Origin of the sequence: Chamaesiphon sp. OTE_75_metabat_556, assembly GCF_031378165.1 — a bacterium.
Lineage (GTDB): Bacteria > Cyanobacteriota > Cyanobacteriia > Cyanobacteriales > Chamaesiphonaceae > Chamaesiphon.
Genome location: NZ_JANNDR010000517.1, coordinates 1 through 15,802, shown reverse-complemented (window position 1 = coordinate 15,802; position 15,802 = coordinate 1). Strand labels below are relative to the sequence as shown.

Sequence of the window (15,802 nt, the reverse complement as noted above, 5' to 3'; positions counted from 1 at the left end):
GTATATTTCATCTCATTATAAACAAGCTTTGATATTTCAGGGAAGATGATTTTATCCTTGTCAAATGCTGGATCTTCGGCAAAAACAGCTAGTACATAAGATTTATTTTGATCGAGTATTTTTACCAGACATACTTCGGCTCTAGTCAGTGTCGGTACCCATCCAGCTTTAGAATAGAATTTGACGTTTTTATTTGGTAGATACTCACCAAAAAAAGATTGGATCGGATTAAAATCATCTGCTTTTATTTTCGACCATTCTTTTTTATCAACATTACGCTCTAATAGCGAACATATTTTAGTACTGGTAGCATCTGACACCGCTTGTTTTTTATAGCAAGCTTCATACATTAATCTAGCGGCATCAAATGTAGTCAGACTATTTCTAATTGGTTGGTTTAGATTGGTAGGATTAGCACGAATTTGTAATTCGTTACCTGTGGGTTTAGATAATTCTAGATAAGGAATTGGATAAGTTTTTTGAGTGAGGTTAATATTTGGGTTGTATTCTGCGGCTTTGAAATATTCATTAATTCTAAATTGCCGCTGTTTCAGCCATGGTTTTAATATATTGTCAGGTACTTGTTCTTTTGATGAATAAGAACCTGTAATATTATCGATGATAAAGCTGCTGGAATCATTGTCTGATTCTGTCATCATTTTCTTGACAAATGGATCGAAAGCAACTGAGTTGTTCCACATCTTAGCTTCGATCTGCCCCTCTAAAGTAACCAGCCAGAACAATTTAGCAATACTAGCGGGAAACCTCAGCTTATCCTGTTGATATTCCGCAATTTCACTAGTATTTGCATCAATCAAGGTAATTGATACACGATCGGTTCTCAATTTTCTCTTGTTAATTAGATTGATTATTTTACCAACAACTGCTGTTAATTTTTTACTAGGCTGGAACAATGGCTTATTATCTGGAACATAAGAAATTCCTCGATTATTATCCCATATCGATCGATGAGCTGGCAGTTGAAAATCTTTGCTATTCTTAGCCCACAGCGGCACTTTGGGTGGTATCTGAGGAATAGAATTAGGGATGGAAGAAGATGAAACGATCAATGGTGGTTGGATTGGTTGAGCCGTCGATCGATTCGGCGTATTTCCAGAGCTAATGAGAGGTGTCTTTTGACTATTTTGCCAATTCGCGATCCCGTAAGTAATTAGCAATATCGTGGCGATCGTTGTAGCAACTATTGATAAAAACAACAATTTTTGATTGCTTTTATGATGTGCAGTATATTTTTTTAGATTAACAAGCTTTTTCCTAGACAGGAAAAATATTTGACGAATCCATCTGGGAAGAGATCGGGATCTAGTTGAATTTTTATTATTCATACATCAAGGCTAATATTTACGAACACGATTTAAATAGCTCCGGTGTTTTAGATATTTTCCAGCGATCGCCAACTTTCTTGAATTGATAGCAAGACGTAGCTCTATTGGTGTAAGAATCTCTAGCACTACCCGTTTGTTTATTATGCAAAGTACGCTGCTCTGAAACAATCGCTATCACCTTTACCTCATCGGTATCGATCGAGCGAATATCAGCAATTTGGTGTATCTGCTGGTTGCCATAAGTATAATACATACCAGCACTTGAGAGTTCATCTACCGAACTTTTTTCGGCACCTGAATCATCTGTGATATTTCGTTGATAAGCTAAACCAGTTGTTAACGCTTCACCAGCACTTTTACTATAACTAGATCCGAACACACTTTTTTTTGCTTCAAGCCATTGACTAATTAAATTACTAGCATCATTACGAGTAAAATCGAGCGAATTAGGTGAAGGTTGAGGTGGATCTTTACTATTATCATTATTTTGTGAATCTGGAATGAATGAAGGGTTGGGTGAATTTTGTGAAGCTCCTAAAATATTGTTAGTGATTGGTTCTGGCGATTTAGATTTTTGGCTACCGATCGACATACCGACAAACAAAATTAATGCACCGCCAATTCCACCAATTAGTAAGGTTTGCAACGACTTATTTTCTGCTGGAGGTTGCGGAATATTCGTCTGGGTGGGTTGAAAATTAGTGGGTGGTGGTAAAACAGTCGTTGTTCGATCGGATGTGCTTATAGTCGGAGTTTGAAGAGGTGGGTAAATACTAGATTGACGATCGATAGTGTCTGAATTTGGAATCGGTGCATCGAGAATTACTCTCGATTGAATTTGAAATTCTTGCAAAACTTCCGCCGCAGAGGTGGGGTGGTTGAGCAGTCGATCGATCGCCCGTAGTAATTTATCATTGCTAGAGCCGAGATGATTTTCCCACCGCCACTTGTGAGTATTGAGATCGTATAAGTGGTTTAATTCTCGATTGCTGAGGAGATAAATAGTAGTTACACCCAAACTGTAGAGATCGAACTGTTGTCCACTAGGGATATTAGCTACATGAATTTCCTGCAATTGTTGACCGATCGGTGGATATACTTCTCCGCCAGCAGCAATTTTGAGTTCGGTAATTGCTTGAAAATCAGTTAAGACGGGTTGATTTTGAGCCTGAAATAAGATGGTGTTGGGTGAAATATTACCGTGGGTAATACCTCGACCGTGGAGATAAGTTAAGACTGGAAGTATATCCTTGAGCAGTTTTTCGCAGCGTTCTGCTGATAGAGGAACCTGAGTAGCAGCGCGTTTACCTTGAACGGCTCCCGTGACTAGATGTAAATTATGCTCTTCAACAAATACCTCGATTATCGATTGAATATTTGGATGACGGAGAGGAATCAATCGATCGATCTGACTACTATGAGCTGAGAGAAGTTCGTCGGCTCGATCGGTTGAGTATGATTGAACGATCGCGGTTTTTTCCTCTCGATCAGGACAATCTACCATCACCGATTGCTCGGTGATAGATGATTGGAGAACAGTGATGGAATTATATTTGGTTTGATTTAGCATCTTTTTTTAAGTATTCATGAGGATATTTTTTTTAATTAACTACTTTTCCAAAGTCTGGGATCTAGCTCAAATAGTTGTGGGGATTGTACCCTTAGTTTTACAAAATCAGGATGTGACGGATTAATTAAATAGTTATATTCTGTTGGAATAACCACCGAAGGCACTGCTAAAATCGCTGTCGAACCTAACAGAAACCAGTTATCGCCCATAGTCGCCAAAACAGCAGGTGCGGGAATATTTCGCCAATCTGGAGGCAACTGAGCCACTTCTAGATACTCGATCTTTACTTCTGTCGGCACATCCACCCGAATGTAAGCCAACATCGTCGCCACATCTTCTATCTCCATGTGGACGAAGACTTCTAACGCCGCTAGTGACAGCGTTCCCGAAGTATAAACCATCCCTTGTCCGCGAGAATTCCAACGTCCGCCGACTCGTCTGGCACCTTCGCCACTAAAAGCTGTATCTGCATACTTCCGCTTAGAAATTCGCCACAAACTTAAACTCAACTGTACACTCCATACTCAATTCGATCGAGTAATTCCACCACTTGCTCTGTCCCTGCATCCGTATCGAGTAAATCGACAGGCGCATGACCGTTTAAGCCTCGATTGGGTCGCTTCAGCCAGCTAGTCGCCGTGTCTGCACTCTCAAATACATCCTGGGCTTGAGCAGCAACTCTCGCTAGTCGGTACAATCGATCGGACCAAGTGGAGTTTAGAGGCTTATCTTCTTTCTGAAGTCTGACGATCGTTCGGACTGAAGTTCCTACCACTTTGGACATCTGAGCGTCTGAAAGTTGGTAGTAACTCGCCACTCGCTTAAAAGACTCGATCGATAATCCGCGCCGGACTATTTCAGCACGATCGATCGCTGAAGATGGACTTGTCGAGCCTGGAATTCCCAAAATATCCAGTAATTGTGTTGATGGAGCCATAACTCACCTCAATTTAGGCATCTGTCTTAATTATAACGCTAAGTGCTCAATTTCCCGATCGAGCATTTATCAAAACGTTGCTATCGATATAAATGCCTACGATTAAAATCGTGGCTATTGTTACAAAGTCTACCTGCGTGGACTGGAATTTGATTGTAGAACTTCATCTGCTCGATCGTCAGATATTAACGATCGTACTTAATTGCCCAGTGCCATAACTTTAAGGATTAATTTCAACGAAATCATACCCAGTATCAGAGCGATTTTCCTTGCTTTTTTTTATTTGTACCAATCTGTCGTTAGCATTTCGATCGCTACCATTGAATTCAATTGTTTCATTTGCACCTTCTATTACTTTGAAATTAGGATCGCGAAGTGCATTCTTTACAGTTTCCCTAGTGGGTTTTGTTTCTTTTCCAATCGCATGTATTAGAGCTTGAGTAGCATCATAAGCCATTGCTGTCTGCCAATCTACATCGGCATTCCACAACTCGGATGATTTTTTAACAAAGGGTTTCCCCCTATTCTTATCAATAGCCCAAGGAACCGCTAAAACCATACCCACCGAATATTCTGTCTTTGCCTCCAAATTTTGAATATTTTCCAATATCTCCTTTTTGTACAAATCATCCCCACCCAAAAGTTGCATTTTTTTTCTGTTTGCTGTCGCGATCTGAGAAAATGCCAGCAACCTACTATCAGGTAATGCCAACATCAATACTTGGGATCTATCGCTCAGTTTTTGGATTCTATCTTCGAGATATTTACTCTCCTCACTAATATCAATTTCACCGACCACATTCACCCATTGTCTCTGTACATTTTTGATAAAAGCAGACTTGAGCGACTTGCTATACTCATTGTCACTATCAAATACTACGGCAACATTTTTCCATTTGTTTGCTGTATAATCAGCTAAGATTTTTCCTGCGTCGCTGTCATTAGGAACAGTGCGAAATACATAAGGTTTAAAGTGACTAATTTTGTCCGACGTGCTAGTTGCAGAGATTGCGACTAACTGACGTTCATTATATACTTGAGCAGCAGCGATAGTACAATCACTAGAATAATGTCCTATGACTCCTAAAATGTCATTTCTATCTGCAATAGCGTTAGCCATTTTTTTTGCAATTTCCTTGTCATTGTCATCATTAACAATGACAATCTTCAGACGCTTTGTATTTATGCCTCCTCGACTATTAATTTCATCTTGAGCCTGAGCTACACCGCGTAAAATTTTTAAGGAATCTTGTGGTTTTTCACTTCTAACAATTACGGCGATCGAGTAGGCTGGTTTATCAGCAATCTCTGCATTATTAGAGTAAATTAGTGTTTCAGGGGAATTTTTACGTCTATCTAAAGCATTATTAAATGACTCTAAAGCTTTGGGATACTCTTTTTCTTTAAAGTAATTTTTACCTTGTTCTTTGAGATCTAAAAATTGTGGATCTTGATGTTCTTGTTTAATTAGTATTTTTTCTCCTTGACTAATTCTCGAATTTTCCGAGATATTGTTATTTTCAGGTTTTGGGGGTGAAAAAATTACATTAGTCGCCAACCACCAAATACCCCCAAAAATAACACTGGGACCACCTATGACAGTAATGACAGGGACTGTTATCATTAGTAATTTAGTAGAAAACTTTTGCTTGTCTGATTCATTCAGATTATTGTAATAAACACCTAACCATGTTAATACAGGGATATAAGTTGTAAATCCAATATATCTACTCAGGCAGTTATTTGTTTTGATTGGAGTTTGTTCTCCTGTATTTGATTGAGATGTTGTACTTTGTGGCGATAATTGTTCAATGCACTGTATTAATATAGCTACGCTTTGCATGTTCCTAAATCCAGCTTCCCAAGCAACTAAGCGATCGAGTTCTAGTTTAAGTGTATCTACTCCCTTTATACTAGATGTCCAATCCCATTTGTTATTACCATCTCGCACACAATAATCATCATGAAACGTATTGGAAAGTACCTTTACAAATACCGCACTTATTGCATATAAGTCATGGCTTTTTCCATAATCTTCTCGATAGGGATATTGACTTGTTCGATCGACATGTGTTAACAGTTCAGGTGGGACATAAGCTGTTTTATTTTGTGGAACATATTTATACGCTCCGAAGTCTTTCGCTGCAACAGGATCGACAAAAAATATTTTATCATCGTCATTGCTACTAAATACTATATTTTTTGGTTTAATATCGCCATGAACAAATCCTCTGTCATGAATTTTTTTAAGAGCTTCAGCAATTTTTTTAAATACTTTCAAAATATAATCTGAAGACAAGCCATGTACTGCTATCTTTTGCTGTAAATTTTGACCCTTAATATATCGGCTTACTATATACACACAAAATTCATTCTGAAAGATTTCTTCGACAATTGGGATGTGATCTGGTTCTGGATTACGCTCTTTAATCCTTCTTAGATCTGGATTTAATTCCAAGATATTACTTATGGGACTGGCAAATTCTGGCAAGGAATTATTGAGAATTCCACCAAGTATATTAGGCATTCTATTGCAAATGAGCTTAATACAATAGTTATCATTTTCTTCTGCATTTTTACGTGCCAAAAATGAAATTCTTTTTACTGATGTGTTTTGTTGTAGATCTGTTGATAATGGCCTGGTGGCATAAAAAATATTGCCGAGCTTTAAGCTCTGCTGATTACAATGCTGGCATTGTAATTTATTGGTTACAGTTGCAGTCAGTTTATTTTCCTGGAGGCAAGCAGGATTCAAACAATAAACAGTTGAAGGATTCATAGCCTAATCTCAGATCTAAAGATATACAATTTAGTAACAATTTTAATCACCAACATTGCACCCAAAATCAATTCCTCTGAATGGCAAAACAAAGCCTGCCAGCGATCCTCTGTTGTTCGCTGACTTTGTTGCCCAGTGAATCAATAAAATCTAATAATCCCATCGTTTTCGAGCCATCATTATTGCGAGACTTGTTGATGTCTTGATGCCAAGATTTCCAACTGTCTGGTGCAATTAGCCCAGCAGTAGGTAAATCGGCTGTCATGTAATACATGCCCACTGGTAGATCTTGAGCCTCGATCGTGACATTTACCGTTGCGGTTTTGCCCTGCTGTGTCAGATTGAGTTTTAGAGCTTTGGTGGCGGTAGTATTTTCTTCCATTTTTTTTGTTTTAGGATCGTAGGCGAGAACTTTGTTCACTTGTAATCTGCTTGTGGCGATCGTAGGTACTGTCCCCCCTTCATTTGCCGGAAAATTGAGTTCGTAATTCAATCCAGTTAGGGGTTCTCTGGCGCGTTTGTCTATTTCTAATAATTCGATCAGTTGATCTCCTCGCTCGACGCGGATATCCTGCTGGAGGGATTGGGGGAATGAGAGTTTACCGCGTAGGCTTTCGACTTTTGCTCCAGGTAGTTTGAGATAAGCTAATTCATCGCCTGGTAGTTGCTGGCGAAAGATGATGGTTTGGGCGGATTTGGCAAATTTTGTCTTGAATTTGCCGATTAGTTTGCTGACTTCAGCTTCATTGCCGATCGCTAAGAGGTAGAATGGTCGTTCTTTGCTATAGCTAAAAGCTGAGTTGTTGAGATTGTAGACAGTGCCGTTGAAGTTGCTTTTGATGCCGACTAAACCGAGCGCAGAGTTTGGTTTCTGGATGTAGGTGGCTAGTTTTTGGACGATCCGATTAACATCACCTTTATCTTGTTCTAAGTCGGTAACGATCGCTACCAAACTACTTTTTCGTCCCTGTTCGCTGTCCAGGGCTACATCGATTTTGCTGTCTTTACCTTTGTAAAAGCTAGGTTGCCGAGCTGAGTCAAAAAATGTATCCCTATTAATCGATTTGGCAGTACTGTCAAAGCTGAAATATTTGGTTTGCTGCGGATCGAAAATTGAGTCTAGAAAATTGACAGCACTACTATAGTCGCTACCGCTGCTATTTACATACCCCGTCATCGAGCCAGAGGCATCGACAAAGATCGCGCCAGCGGCATTGGAGTCGCTAGTTTTTTTATCGATCGAGTTTGCCAGTTGGCAAGGTAAAGATTGTTTATCACCTTTAGTCTCTCCCTCTCTCGTCCCAATTGCGGTATTTTGGCGATTGCAGCTAGTTATTACGGACATCAACACGATCGACAGCGAGATTCTGATACAACTGAGTAGTATTTTACACATGTAAATTTGTTTAAACAATGGGGTACGATTAATCAGTGAGTAGTGTTTGGGCAATCGAAACGTTGGAGGATATCGATATTTACATGTAACAGTTGCTGTAATAGACTGGTGACTCCCCAATCTCTAGTTTGCCCAGTCAGCCTGTCAAAATTCTCAGTAATCTCTCGTCATTTAATGTATTTAATGATGCTGGGATACTTACTCGGTCTGAGTTCTGTTCGATTTTGTGCGAGCAAAGTCATCCTCGACGATCTTCATTATCATAATTTTTCTGGGTAGATAAGAAGTATATCCTCTGCTCATCGCTACTTTTCCGAGAAATATTAATATTTGTTGAAATTAAACCCAGTTTGTTAAGATGTCGATCTTTAACTGATTTTATTTGCGACAGCTATAATACTAATGTTAAAGTAAGCAATATTAGGAAGTCAATTATTTTTATTCAATTAAGAAAATGATCGGTAGAAATGTTGGGGAAATTATACGTTTATTTGTCTTTACGCTAGTGGGTTTCCTCCTGATGTTTGTCCTGCAACCGCTGATTTATTCGGCTGGGTTTGTGCGCTTGGCAGATATTCAGAAACAGGATCTGTGGCTCTCGGATAATTACATGCCAGCAGCTACGATTGTGTTTATTGTCTCGATTTTAGCTACTGGTATCTGGTGTGGGTGGAATATTTCCTCGCCCCCATCTGATGGTAAAGCAGCGGCGGCTAGGTCGATCGGCTGGTGGCTATTATTATTGATACCGATACTGGGTGTGGTGGCGGCGTTGTTATTTGCGGTTCAGCCATCAGCAACCATTGGCAAGCTGACTGGTATCGATCTGCCAATTTTGGCGGCGATGTTTAGCTTCGATGTGTTAGTAGTCTATTGGGCGGCTACCGCTACGAGTACCCCTGGTTTGGCAAAACGCCTACCACCTGGTGCAGCACTCTTTCGACGGTGAGTAAATTTGTGGATAGAACCCATTGGAAATCTTTTTAGATCCTGGTGGCGGAGGGTGGGTTTTGTTTGACATCGAACAGTAACATCAACATTAATTTGCATAAACCCACCCCTACAGATCTATAGACAAATCGATGACGCATTTTTCACGCCAACCGTAGGGGCGGGTTTATGCTAGCTAGTCCAGATTTGTACCGACAAATATCGAACAAACCCGCCCAACCCCACCAGCAACCTGAATATTTATTCGCCAACCGGAGGCGAAATTTTCTACTTTTACAGCAGATCTGCAAACTATGTCTACAAATAAGTTATATGTAATCGGTGTTGGGGGATCGGGGGCTAAATGCCTGGAATCCATGATTCATTTTGCGGCTACTGGGCTGCTAGGCGACAGTAAACTAGAATTACTGTTGGTCGATCCCGACGAATCTAATGGTAATGTCGAGCGGACGCGAAATAGTCTCAATATTTATCAAAATTGCCAGCAGTTGGTAAATGCTGGAGACAAAGCCATCAGCTCTGGTTGGATGGGGACTACCATCAAATATCATGGATTATGGTCGCCTTTTGCCCAAGAATCTCAGAACCGCGAATTGGGTTCGTTTTTTCGGTATAGTACCCTTCGCAGTAACGAACCAGCTTTGTCGAGTTTGTTTGATGTGTTGTATAGTTCCGAGGAGCGCACTCAAACACTAGACGAAGGCTTTCGGGGACGACCTTCGATCGGTTCGGCAGTAATGAGTCAAATCGATATGCGACGGCTAGGAGAGGCACCTTGGAGTACTTTGATCCAAAGTATTGAAGCTGATGCAGGTAGTGGACAAAATCCCAAGATATTGCTATGCGGCTCGATGTTTGGCGGTACGGGGGCTTCTGGGTTGCCGACGATCGCCAAATTAATTAATAATTGTCTCAATCCTCCAGGTGAGAGCAAAAATATTCGGGGAGCTGTCAGGCTGGGCTGTGTCTTCTTATTGCCGTACTTTAGCTTTACGGTGCCGCCGGATGCCGAAAGTAATGAGGGTTTATTTGCGTCAGCGGATCATTTTTTGCTGAACACAGAAGCCGCATTGCGTTATTATGTCGATCGCAGTGGCGATTTATTTGATAGTATTTACTTGCTAGGCAATGAAAGTACTGAAGCAGTTAAGTTTAGCGTCGGTCGAGGCACTCAGAATAATCAGCCCCATTTTATTGAATTGATGGCGGCTTTGGGGGCACGGGATTTCTTATTGAACGATCGCACTGATAGTCTGATGCTGTTGAGTAGGCAACAACAGGGTTTGGTTACTTGGCGAGATCTCCCAGATTGGCCGAATGTCAAAAAATTGATGGCAAATAGTACTAGACTATCTTACATCTGGCTGTCAGAAATTGAAAAAGAATTAGAGCAAGCTCGAACTCAAGGTTTTAACCGCTACGGTAAACTCGCACCTTGGTTAGATCGTTATTATGATAGTGGCGATCGCGGTGAATCGACATTTAAATTTGATACACCCCATCAACAGGAAGCAATTAAAATAATTAGTACTTGGAGTCGGGATTATCTGCGGTGGATTAATAGCTTGCATCAGTGTGAAAGCGATCGAGTCGAACTATTCAAAACGCAAAGTTTTGGTGATGCCAGTGGTAATATTCGGCGCGATAGTCTCAGCGATCTGATCGTCGAAGACACCCGCGATCCGCGTACTAAAAAACAGCAAGACGATCTAGCAAATATTAAAGGGGGTTTAGATAATCGACGACGAGAAGAGATCGATCGAGGTACCGCAGGGCTGGCAAAAGCCTTGTATAAGCAGGTTAATCTTGGCTGTTAACATTCGTAGGGGCGGGTTTATGGAATAAATATCATTAGTACTAGAGATTTGTTTCAAACCCGCCCTCACCCACTATCAACCTTCAGATTGAATTTCTCATTGGGTTGATGAAGAAATATTTAGGTAGCTGGTGGGGTTGGGCAGGTTTGAACGAAGGGTAATTTCAAGTTTGGATTAGTTGCATAAACCTGCCCCTACAACGTTGATTTCTGCCCACCAAGATTATTTCCCCAAATTATCAATTATCAATTCTTGCAGGAGTCGATCGAATGCCCATATTTGTGTTACCGAAACTCAAACAAAACTCAGAACTAAATCTCCCAGATAAAAGTGGTGAATGGCAGGTATACCCGCGCGTTAAGCTCAAAACTCTCGCCAAAGATCTCGACTATGCCGCACCTGGCGATCGCAATCTGATTAACTCAGTACCCACTATGTGGGCAGCCGCTCTGACGATGGAAATGGGGCTAGTCGATAAAACTCATCCCCTACACCACGATACCGTTACCCAATGGCAAGGGATGTTGGCAGCCTTAGCATTAGCGAAAGTACGTAGCCTGCCCTTAAAGGTAATGCGGATCGATTTAGAAGAATATCGCCGCTACCAATTTGCTGAAGCACTGGTAAATCTTCAACCCGACGAAACTCATAACCTCTACAAACTGCGGAATAAAAATGCGTGGCTGGATAACTACGTCTGGTTCTGGAAAGATCGTCCAGTGGGGATGACTAGCCCCAGTACCTTAGTCGTACCCACTGTAGACGGACGTTGGGATGACTTACCGTGGTGGAATCGCGATACCAAGCGGCTGCGCCGTCCCCATGATTATCTATCCGCCGAAGAGCAAGCTTTGCTCAAGGGCTGGCTGATGAACCTGAAAAATCAACTCAGAACATGTGAAGACAACCCCGCAGCGATTAATCGCATCGACACACTAATTAGTAATTTTCAAGCGGATCTGATTGGCAGTATCGCAGATGGGGATATTCCCAGTATCCTTGATGATGACCCCGCTTACTTTGGCATCCCGATTAATACGGGGATTTTGTTCGCGCTCAATCAACCAGCCAAACTCAAAAGCATCGGTATTGGTGACTCCCATCTGCGCTTGGTAGGCAGTGAGGGCAAAAATCCCCTCAAGCCGCTCTTGATAGTCGATCCAGAAGTTGCCAGAGTCTGGAATCTCCAACCCCAAGATATCCGCGTTCACAAGGATAAAACCCTCGCATCTCTGAATCTTGACGATCTCCGCAGTGGCAAGATTATGAACTGGGATGACGTGGTATGGCGGGAAACCAAAGATTTATTTTTGCCCAATCTGACATTTATCGATCGAGAAGCGGCTTTACCAGGGACGATTAGCCCGATCCCCAACCAACCGCTGGTATTCAATGGCAATAAAATGAGTCCGCTGCTGCCTCTCGATAATATCTTATTAGACTACTTCACCCCAGACGATCTGGTCAAACGGCTGAAGTTTACTCAAAATGGCAATAGCAATACAGTTCGCGCCACCCTAACCTTACCCCTATCGGGCACTAATCCCCAGAGCAAACGCCCCCAAGAGTATCAAGTCTACAAAGATTACCCCCTAGAGGAACAACACGCTCTCGTAGGCGTACCCGTACTGGAAGTCTGGCCGAATTTCCGCCTGCCGAGTTGGCAAGAATACTATGCTTTCTATTTTGACTGTGAATTAGGCGATCGCACTTTTAATGTCGAATTTACCCAGGCAAAAGAACCCCACAGTTTTGAGGAAGATAATGGGAAATATCTAATTACCCGCTTGAGTGAATTCCCCAGTCACGTCCGCTGTGTGGATAATTACAAAGAATCTTTGGGACTGATTTTAATCAAGCAACCACCCGTATTAAATCCGACGGAAACTTGGAAAGTCGGCGTAGATTTTGGGACTTCTTTTACCAATATCTATGTCAATCATCGCGGTGCAGCCGAGCAACTAAAAATCAATCCCCAGGACGAGCGCGATAGTTTGCATCTCAAAGTAACTGAATCTGATGTCTCAACTAGAATCAACGTTTTATTTGAGTACTTTATCCCCGAACGCTTTATTCCCACCGACAATCCCTTGCCCTTGGCAAGTATTCTCACTACTCGCGGTCAAACTCGCGGCAATCGTCCCCGCCCGATCTATGATGGTCGCATCTATATTCCCAAATACGGTAGTTCCCAACACCGCGAAATCGAAAATAACTATATCGAGACAGATATTAAATGGAAGAGTATCGAAGCAAATCGCTTATTTCTCCACCATTTAAGTCTAATTATTACCGCGATCGCTGCCAAGCAAGGTGTCAAGCAAATTGAGTGGTCAATTTCATATCCTTCGGCATTTTCCCGCCGCGATCTCACCCAATATGCGCGTAACTGGAAAGACATCACCACCGAACTACAACAAAAGACTGGCATTACCCAAACCTGTCCCGAACAGCCAGATTTTCGCACTGAAAGTTTAGCAATTGCCCAATATTTTGGCGATCGTGAGGGACATGACTTGATCCGTAGCGTCTGTATCGATTTGGGGGGTGGGACGGCGGATATTTCCCTCTGGCAAGAACTGATCCCCATTCATCAATGCTCGATTCAACTAGCAGGTAGACATTTATTTTCTCAACTAATTGAAGTTCGTCCCGATCTGTTGGCTAAATGGTTTGACAACCAGGATAACTGGAGTAATCTCGCTCCCGATATCTTCAAAACCAAAATTGATGTCCTCTTACGCGAAAAAAGCGATCGCTGGCTGAAGGAAGAACGCCACAATTACGAAGAAGATCCAGATTTCTTGGGCTTTGTGCGAATAGTTTCCTTGGGGATGGCGGGGCTATACTACTACGTGGGAACGATAGTAGGTGTGATGCGCCAAGAAGGTAAGTATACCGAAAGCAAAATTCCCTCGGTATACATCGGCGGCAACGGTTCGCGGCTGTTAAATTGGTTAGTCCCGACGGGAGAATTTAGTTCTTTTTCTGGCATTAACGAACTATTCAATCGCCTATTAAGCAGAGCTTCTGGTTTAGAAGAAATCGGCGATCCTACCAAAGTTAGTAAAATTCCCAAAGATGAGGTAGCTTGCGGTCTAGTACTAAGTCGGACTAAACTTGCTAAACCTGGTAAAAATCCAGACCATCCAATTTCTGGAGAAAACTTTACGATTAATGGTCGAGAATTTAAATTTGACGATCGATTGGATTTTGGGGATATTGATGGTGACATCACTAGCTTTACCATTCCCGATTTGACTCATCTCAAGCAGTTTGTCGATGAATTTAACGATGCTGTAGTAGAATTGGGGGTTGAAGATGTTCAGCCTTTACAGAGTTACAAAAAAAGGCAGGGTTTAGATCCAACTTATAGTAATAAGCTATGGGATAAAGTCGATCGAGAGTTACGTACTGTCTTGCTAAGTGTCCGTGGTGAAACTACCGCAATCCGCGAAGAGCCGCCGTTTATTTTGGGTTTGAAGGCTCTACTCACTGTTTTAGCTAAAGAATGGGCTGGTCGTTAACATCAACCTAGCACAGCAGATCTTCAAGCCGTAGGTGCAGAAGATCTGCTTTCACATTGCATTCTACTACCCGATTTAGTTATGCCCGATCTGAAGAGCGAGTTAATTAATATTCAACAGCAAATTCGGAGTTCGATCGAGACTCAAAAGAATATCGATCGACAAATTCAGTACTTAATTGATGGAATTGACTTATCACCAGATCGATCTGCGGAATCGATCGAAGCTCAAATTCAATCTTTAATAGCATCATTTGGACAAACCCTTTATCAAGAATTGAAGGAGGAGTTATCCAAAGATATCGGATCTGTTCGCAGCCAAATCGATGAAATCAAAAAAGAGCGAACCCCTCACGAGCCAGCCTTATTTCCCATACCTTCAGGATATTCACATACGAATCAACAAGTAGTTTTAGCAACCGAGGCTCCTAATCCAAGACAAAATGTCTCCAGTTCTTTGCAAAAATTGATTGCTGATTATAATCAATATGCATCTTCTTTTGGTAATTACTATCAAATAACAGAGGTTGATGAAACTAAAGATTGGATTGAAACAAGACGTACTAAAAGTGACAGTCCTGTTGTCTTAGCTCGGTTTCCGTCAGGAAAATTTTGGCTGCTTGAAGTTGACGGATATAGCTATCTATTCCCCAATCCCAAACAATTGTTCAACACACATAACTTAGAACTATTAAGATCTTTGTTCTCATTCCAAGATGCCAGTTACTCCGCTGGGTACAAGAGAATAATCTTGGGATCGCCTGCTATACTTTGTGCCGATCGATCTACTGGAATTATAGCTTGGCAACTTGAAGAAAAAGGCAACATCATATCATTTACACTGTAAATATATAGTCATGAAAAATGCAAAATTAATATTAATATATATAGTTTCGATCGCGCTCTTAAATAGTTGTATAGGAACATCTAACGAGCCTTCAGTAACTTCTAGTCCAGTGGCTAGCAGCCCAAGTCTGCAATCTAACGATGGATCGAAAGGGACTATCGATCCAAAATTATTAAAAGAATATCAACAGTCTCAGAAAAAACTAGTTGAATTATTAGATAAGAGAGCTGTCAAAGATAGCAAGCAAAATGTTGACCGGAAACTTCGAGATAATTTAACAGATGAATTAAAAAGATTCAACATAGCTCTCGACAAGATCGACAAAGTGACAACTAAAGATATTCAGGATAAAATCAAGAGTTTTAAGCAGATTATCTATTTTGAAGATCTTTCTGGTAAAAATCCAGATCTAAAAAATCTTCAGGGACGGCTGAAGATCCAACTTAAAGATGTCGGAGCAGAAGAAGGTAAATTCTTTGGTAAAAAAACCAGTGTAGCTCTGAGTGAGGAAATTGTAAAATTTGGACAAGAGCTAGAGACTTATGCTAAAGCTACTCCACAAGTAACTCCGACACCAAGTGCTACTGCAACTGTCAAACCATCAAATCCCCCAGCAGATGGTTTTAATTGGTT

The 15,802-nt window shown here is 41.3% G+C and carries 11 protein-coding genes; 5 read left to right on the top strand and 6 right to left on the bottom strand.

Features of this window, described 5'->3' with window-relative positions:
- From RMO27_RS20540 to RMO27_RS20515, 6 genes are all read right to left on the bottom strand, one after another.
- The coding region (locus RMO27_RS20540; protein ID WP_309736063.1) for a serine hydrolase at nt 1-1,346 on the bottom strand (1,346 nt) is incomplete at its 3' end.
- Nucleotides 1,347-1,362: 16 nt separating this feature from the next.
- Nucleotides 1,363-2,916 carry an IMS domain-containing protein gene (locus RMO27_RS20535; RefSeq protein WP_309736061.1) on the bottom strand — a complete coding sequence of 518 codons (1,554 nt, stop codon included), beginning with the start codon at nt 2,914-2,916 and terminating at the stop codon, nt 1,363-1,365.
- Nucleotides 2,917-2,951: 35 nt separating this feature from the next.
- A complete protein-coding gene (locus RMO27_RS20530; RefSeq protein ID WP_309736059.1) occupies nt 2,952-3,425 on the bottom strand; it encodes an RES family NAD+ phosphorylase in 474 nt (157 codons plus the stop codon).
- Nucleotides 3,422-3,853 carry an antitoxin Xre/MbcA/ParS toxin-binding domain-containing protein gene (locus tag RMO27_RS20525; protein WP_309736057.1) on the bottom strand — a complete coding sequence of 144 codons (432 nt, stop codon included), beginning with the start codon at nt 3,851-3,853 and terminating at the stop codon, nt 3,422-3,424. Before RMO27_RS20525 ends, RMO27_RS20530 begins: the two co-directional genes overlap by 4 nt.
- Nucleotides 3,854-4,073: 220 nt before the next feature.
- The gene (locus RMO27_RS20520; RefSeq protein ID WP_309736053.1) at nt 4,074-6,632 is read right to left on the bottom strand and encodes an ABC transporter substrate-binding protein; all 2,559 of its coding nucleotides are present in this window, start codon (nt 6,630-6,632) and stop codon (nt 4,074-4,076) included.
- A gap of 67 nt (nt 6,633-6,699) precedes the next feature.
- On the bottom strand, nt 6,700-7,977 hold the full coding sequence (locus RMO27_RS20515) for a hypothetical protein (RefSeq protein WP_309736051.1): 1,278 nt from the start codon (nt 7,975-7,977) through the stop codon (nt 6,700-6,702).
- Nucleotides 7,978-8,482: 505 nt separating this feature from the next.
- On the opposite strand from RMO27_RS20515, the gene RMO27_RS20510 reads away from it, so the two are divergent.
- The 5 genes from RMO27_RS20510 to RMO27_RS20490 all read left to right on the top strand — a co-directional run.
- Entirely contained in the window at nt 8,483-8,977 is a 495-nt protein-coding gene (locus RMO27_RS20510) for a hypothetical protein (RefSeq protein WP_309736049.1), read from the top strand.
- A gap of 295 nt (nt 8,978-9,272) precedes the next feature.
- Entirely contained in the window at nt 9,273-10,796 is a 1,524-nt protein-coding gene (locus tag RMO27_RS20505; RefSeq protein ID WP_309736047.1) for a hypothetical protein, read from the top strand.
- A gap of 269 nt (nt 10,797-11,065) precedes the next feature.
- Nucleotides 11,066-14,323 carry a hypothetical protein gene (locus tag RMO27_RS20500; protein WP_309736045.1) on the top strand — a complete coding sequence of 1,086 codons (3,258 nt, stop codon included), beginning with the start codon at nt 11,066-11,068 and terminating at the stop codon, nt 14,321-14,323.
- An 81-nt stretch (nt 14,324-14,404) separates the two neighbouring features.
- On the top strand, nt 14,405-15,169 hold the full coding sequence (locus RMO27_RS20495; RefSeq protein WP_309736043.1) for a hypothetical protein: 765 nt from the start codon (nt 14,405-14,407) through the stop codon (nt 15,167-15,169).
- 10 nt (nt 15,170-15,179) lie between these two features.
- Nucleotides 15,180-15,802 (top strand): hypothetical protein (locus tag RMO27_RS20490; protein ID WP_309736042.1); only part of this gene is annotated, 623 nt, incomplete at its 3' end.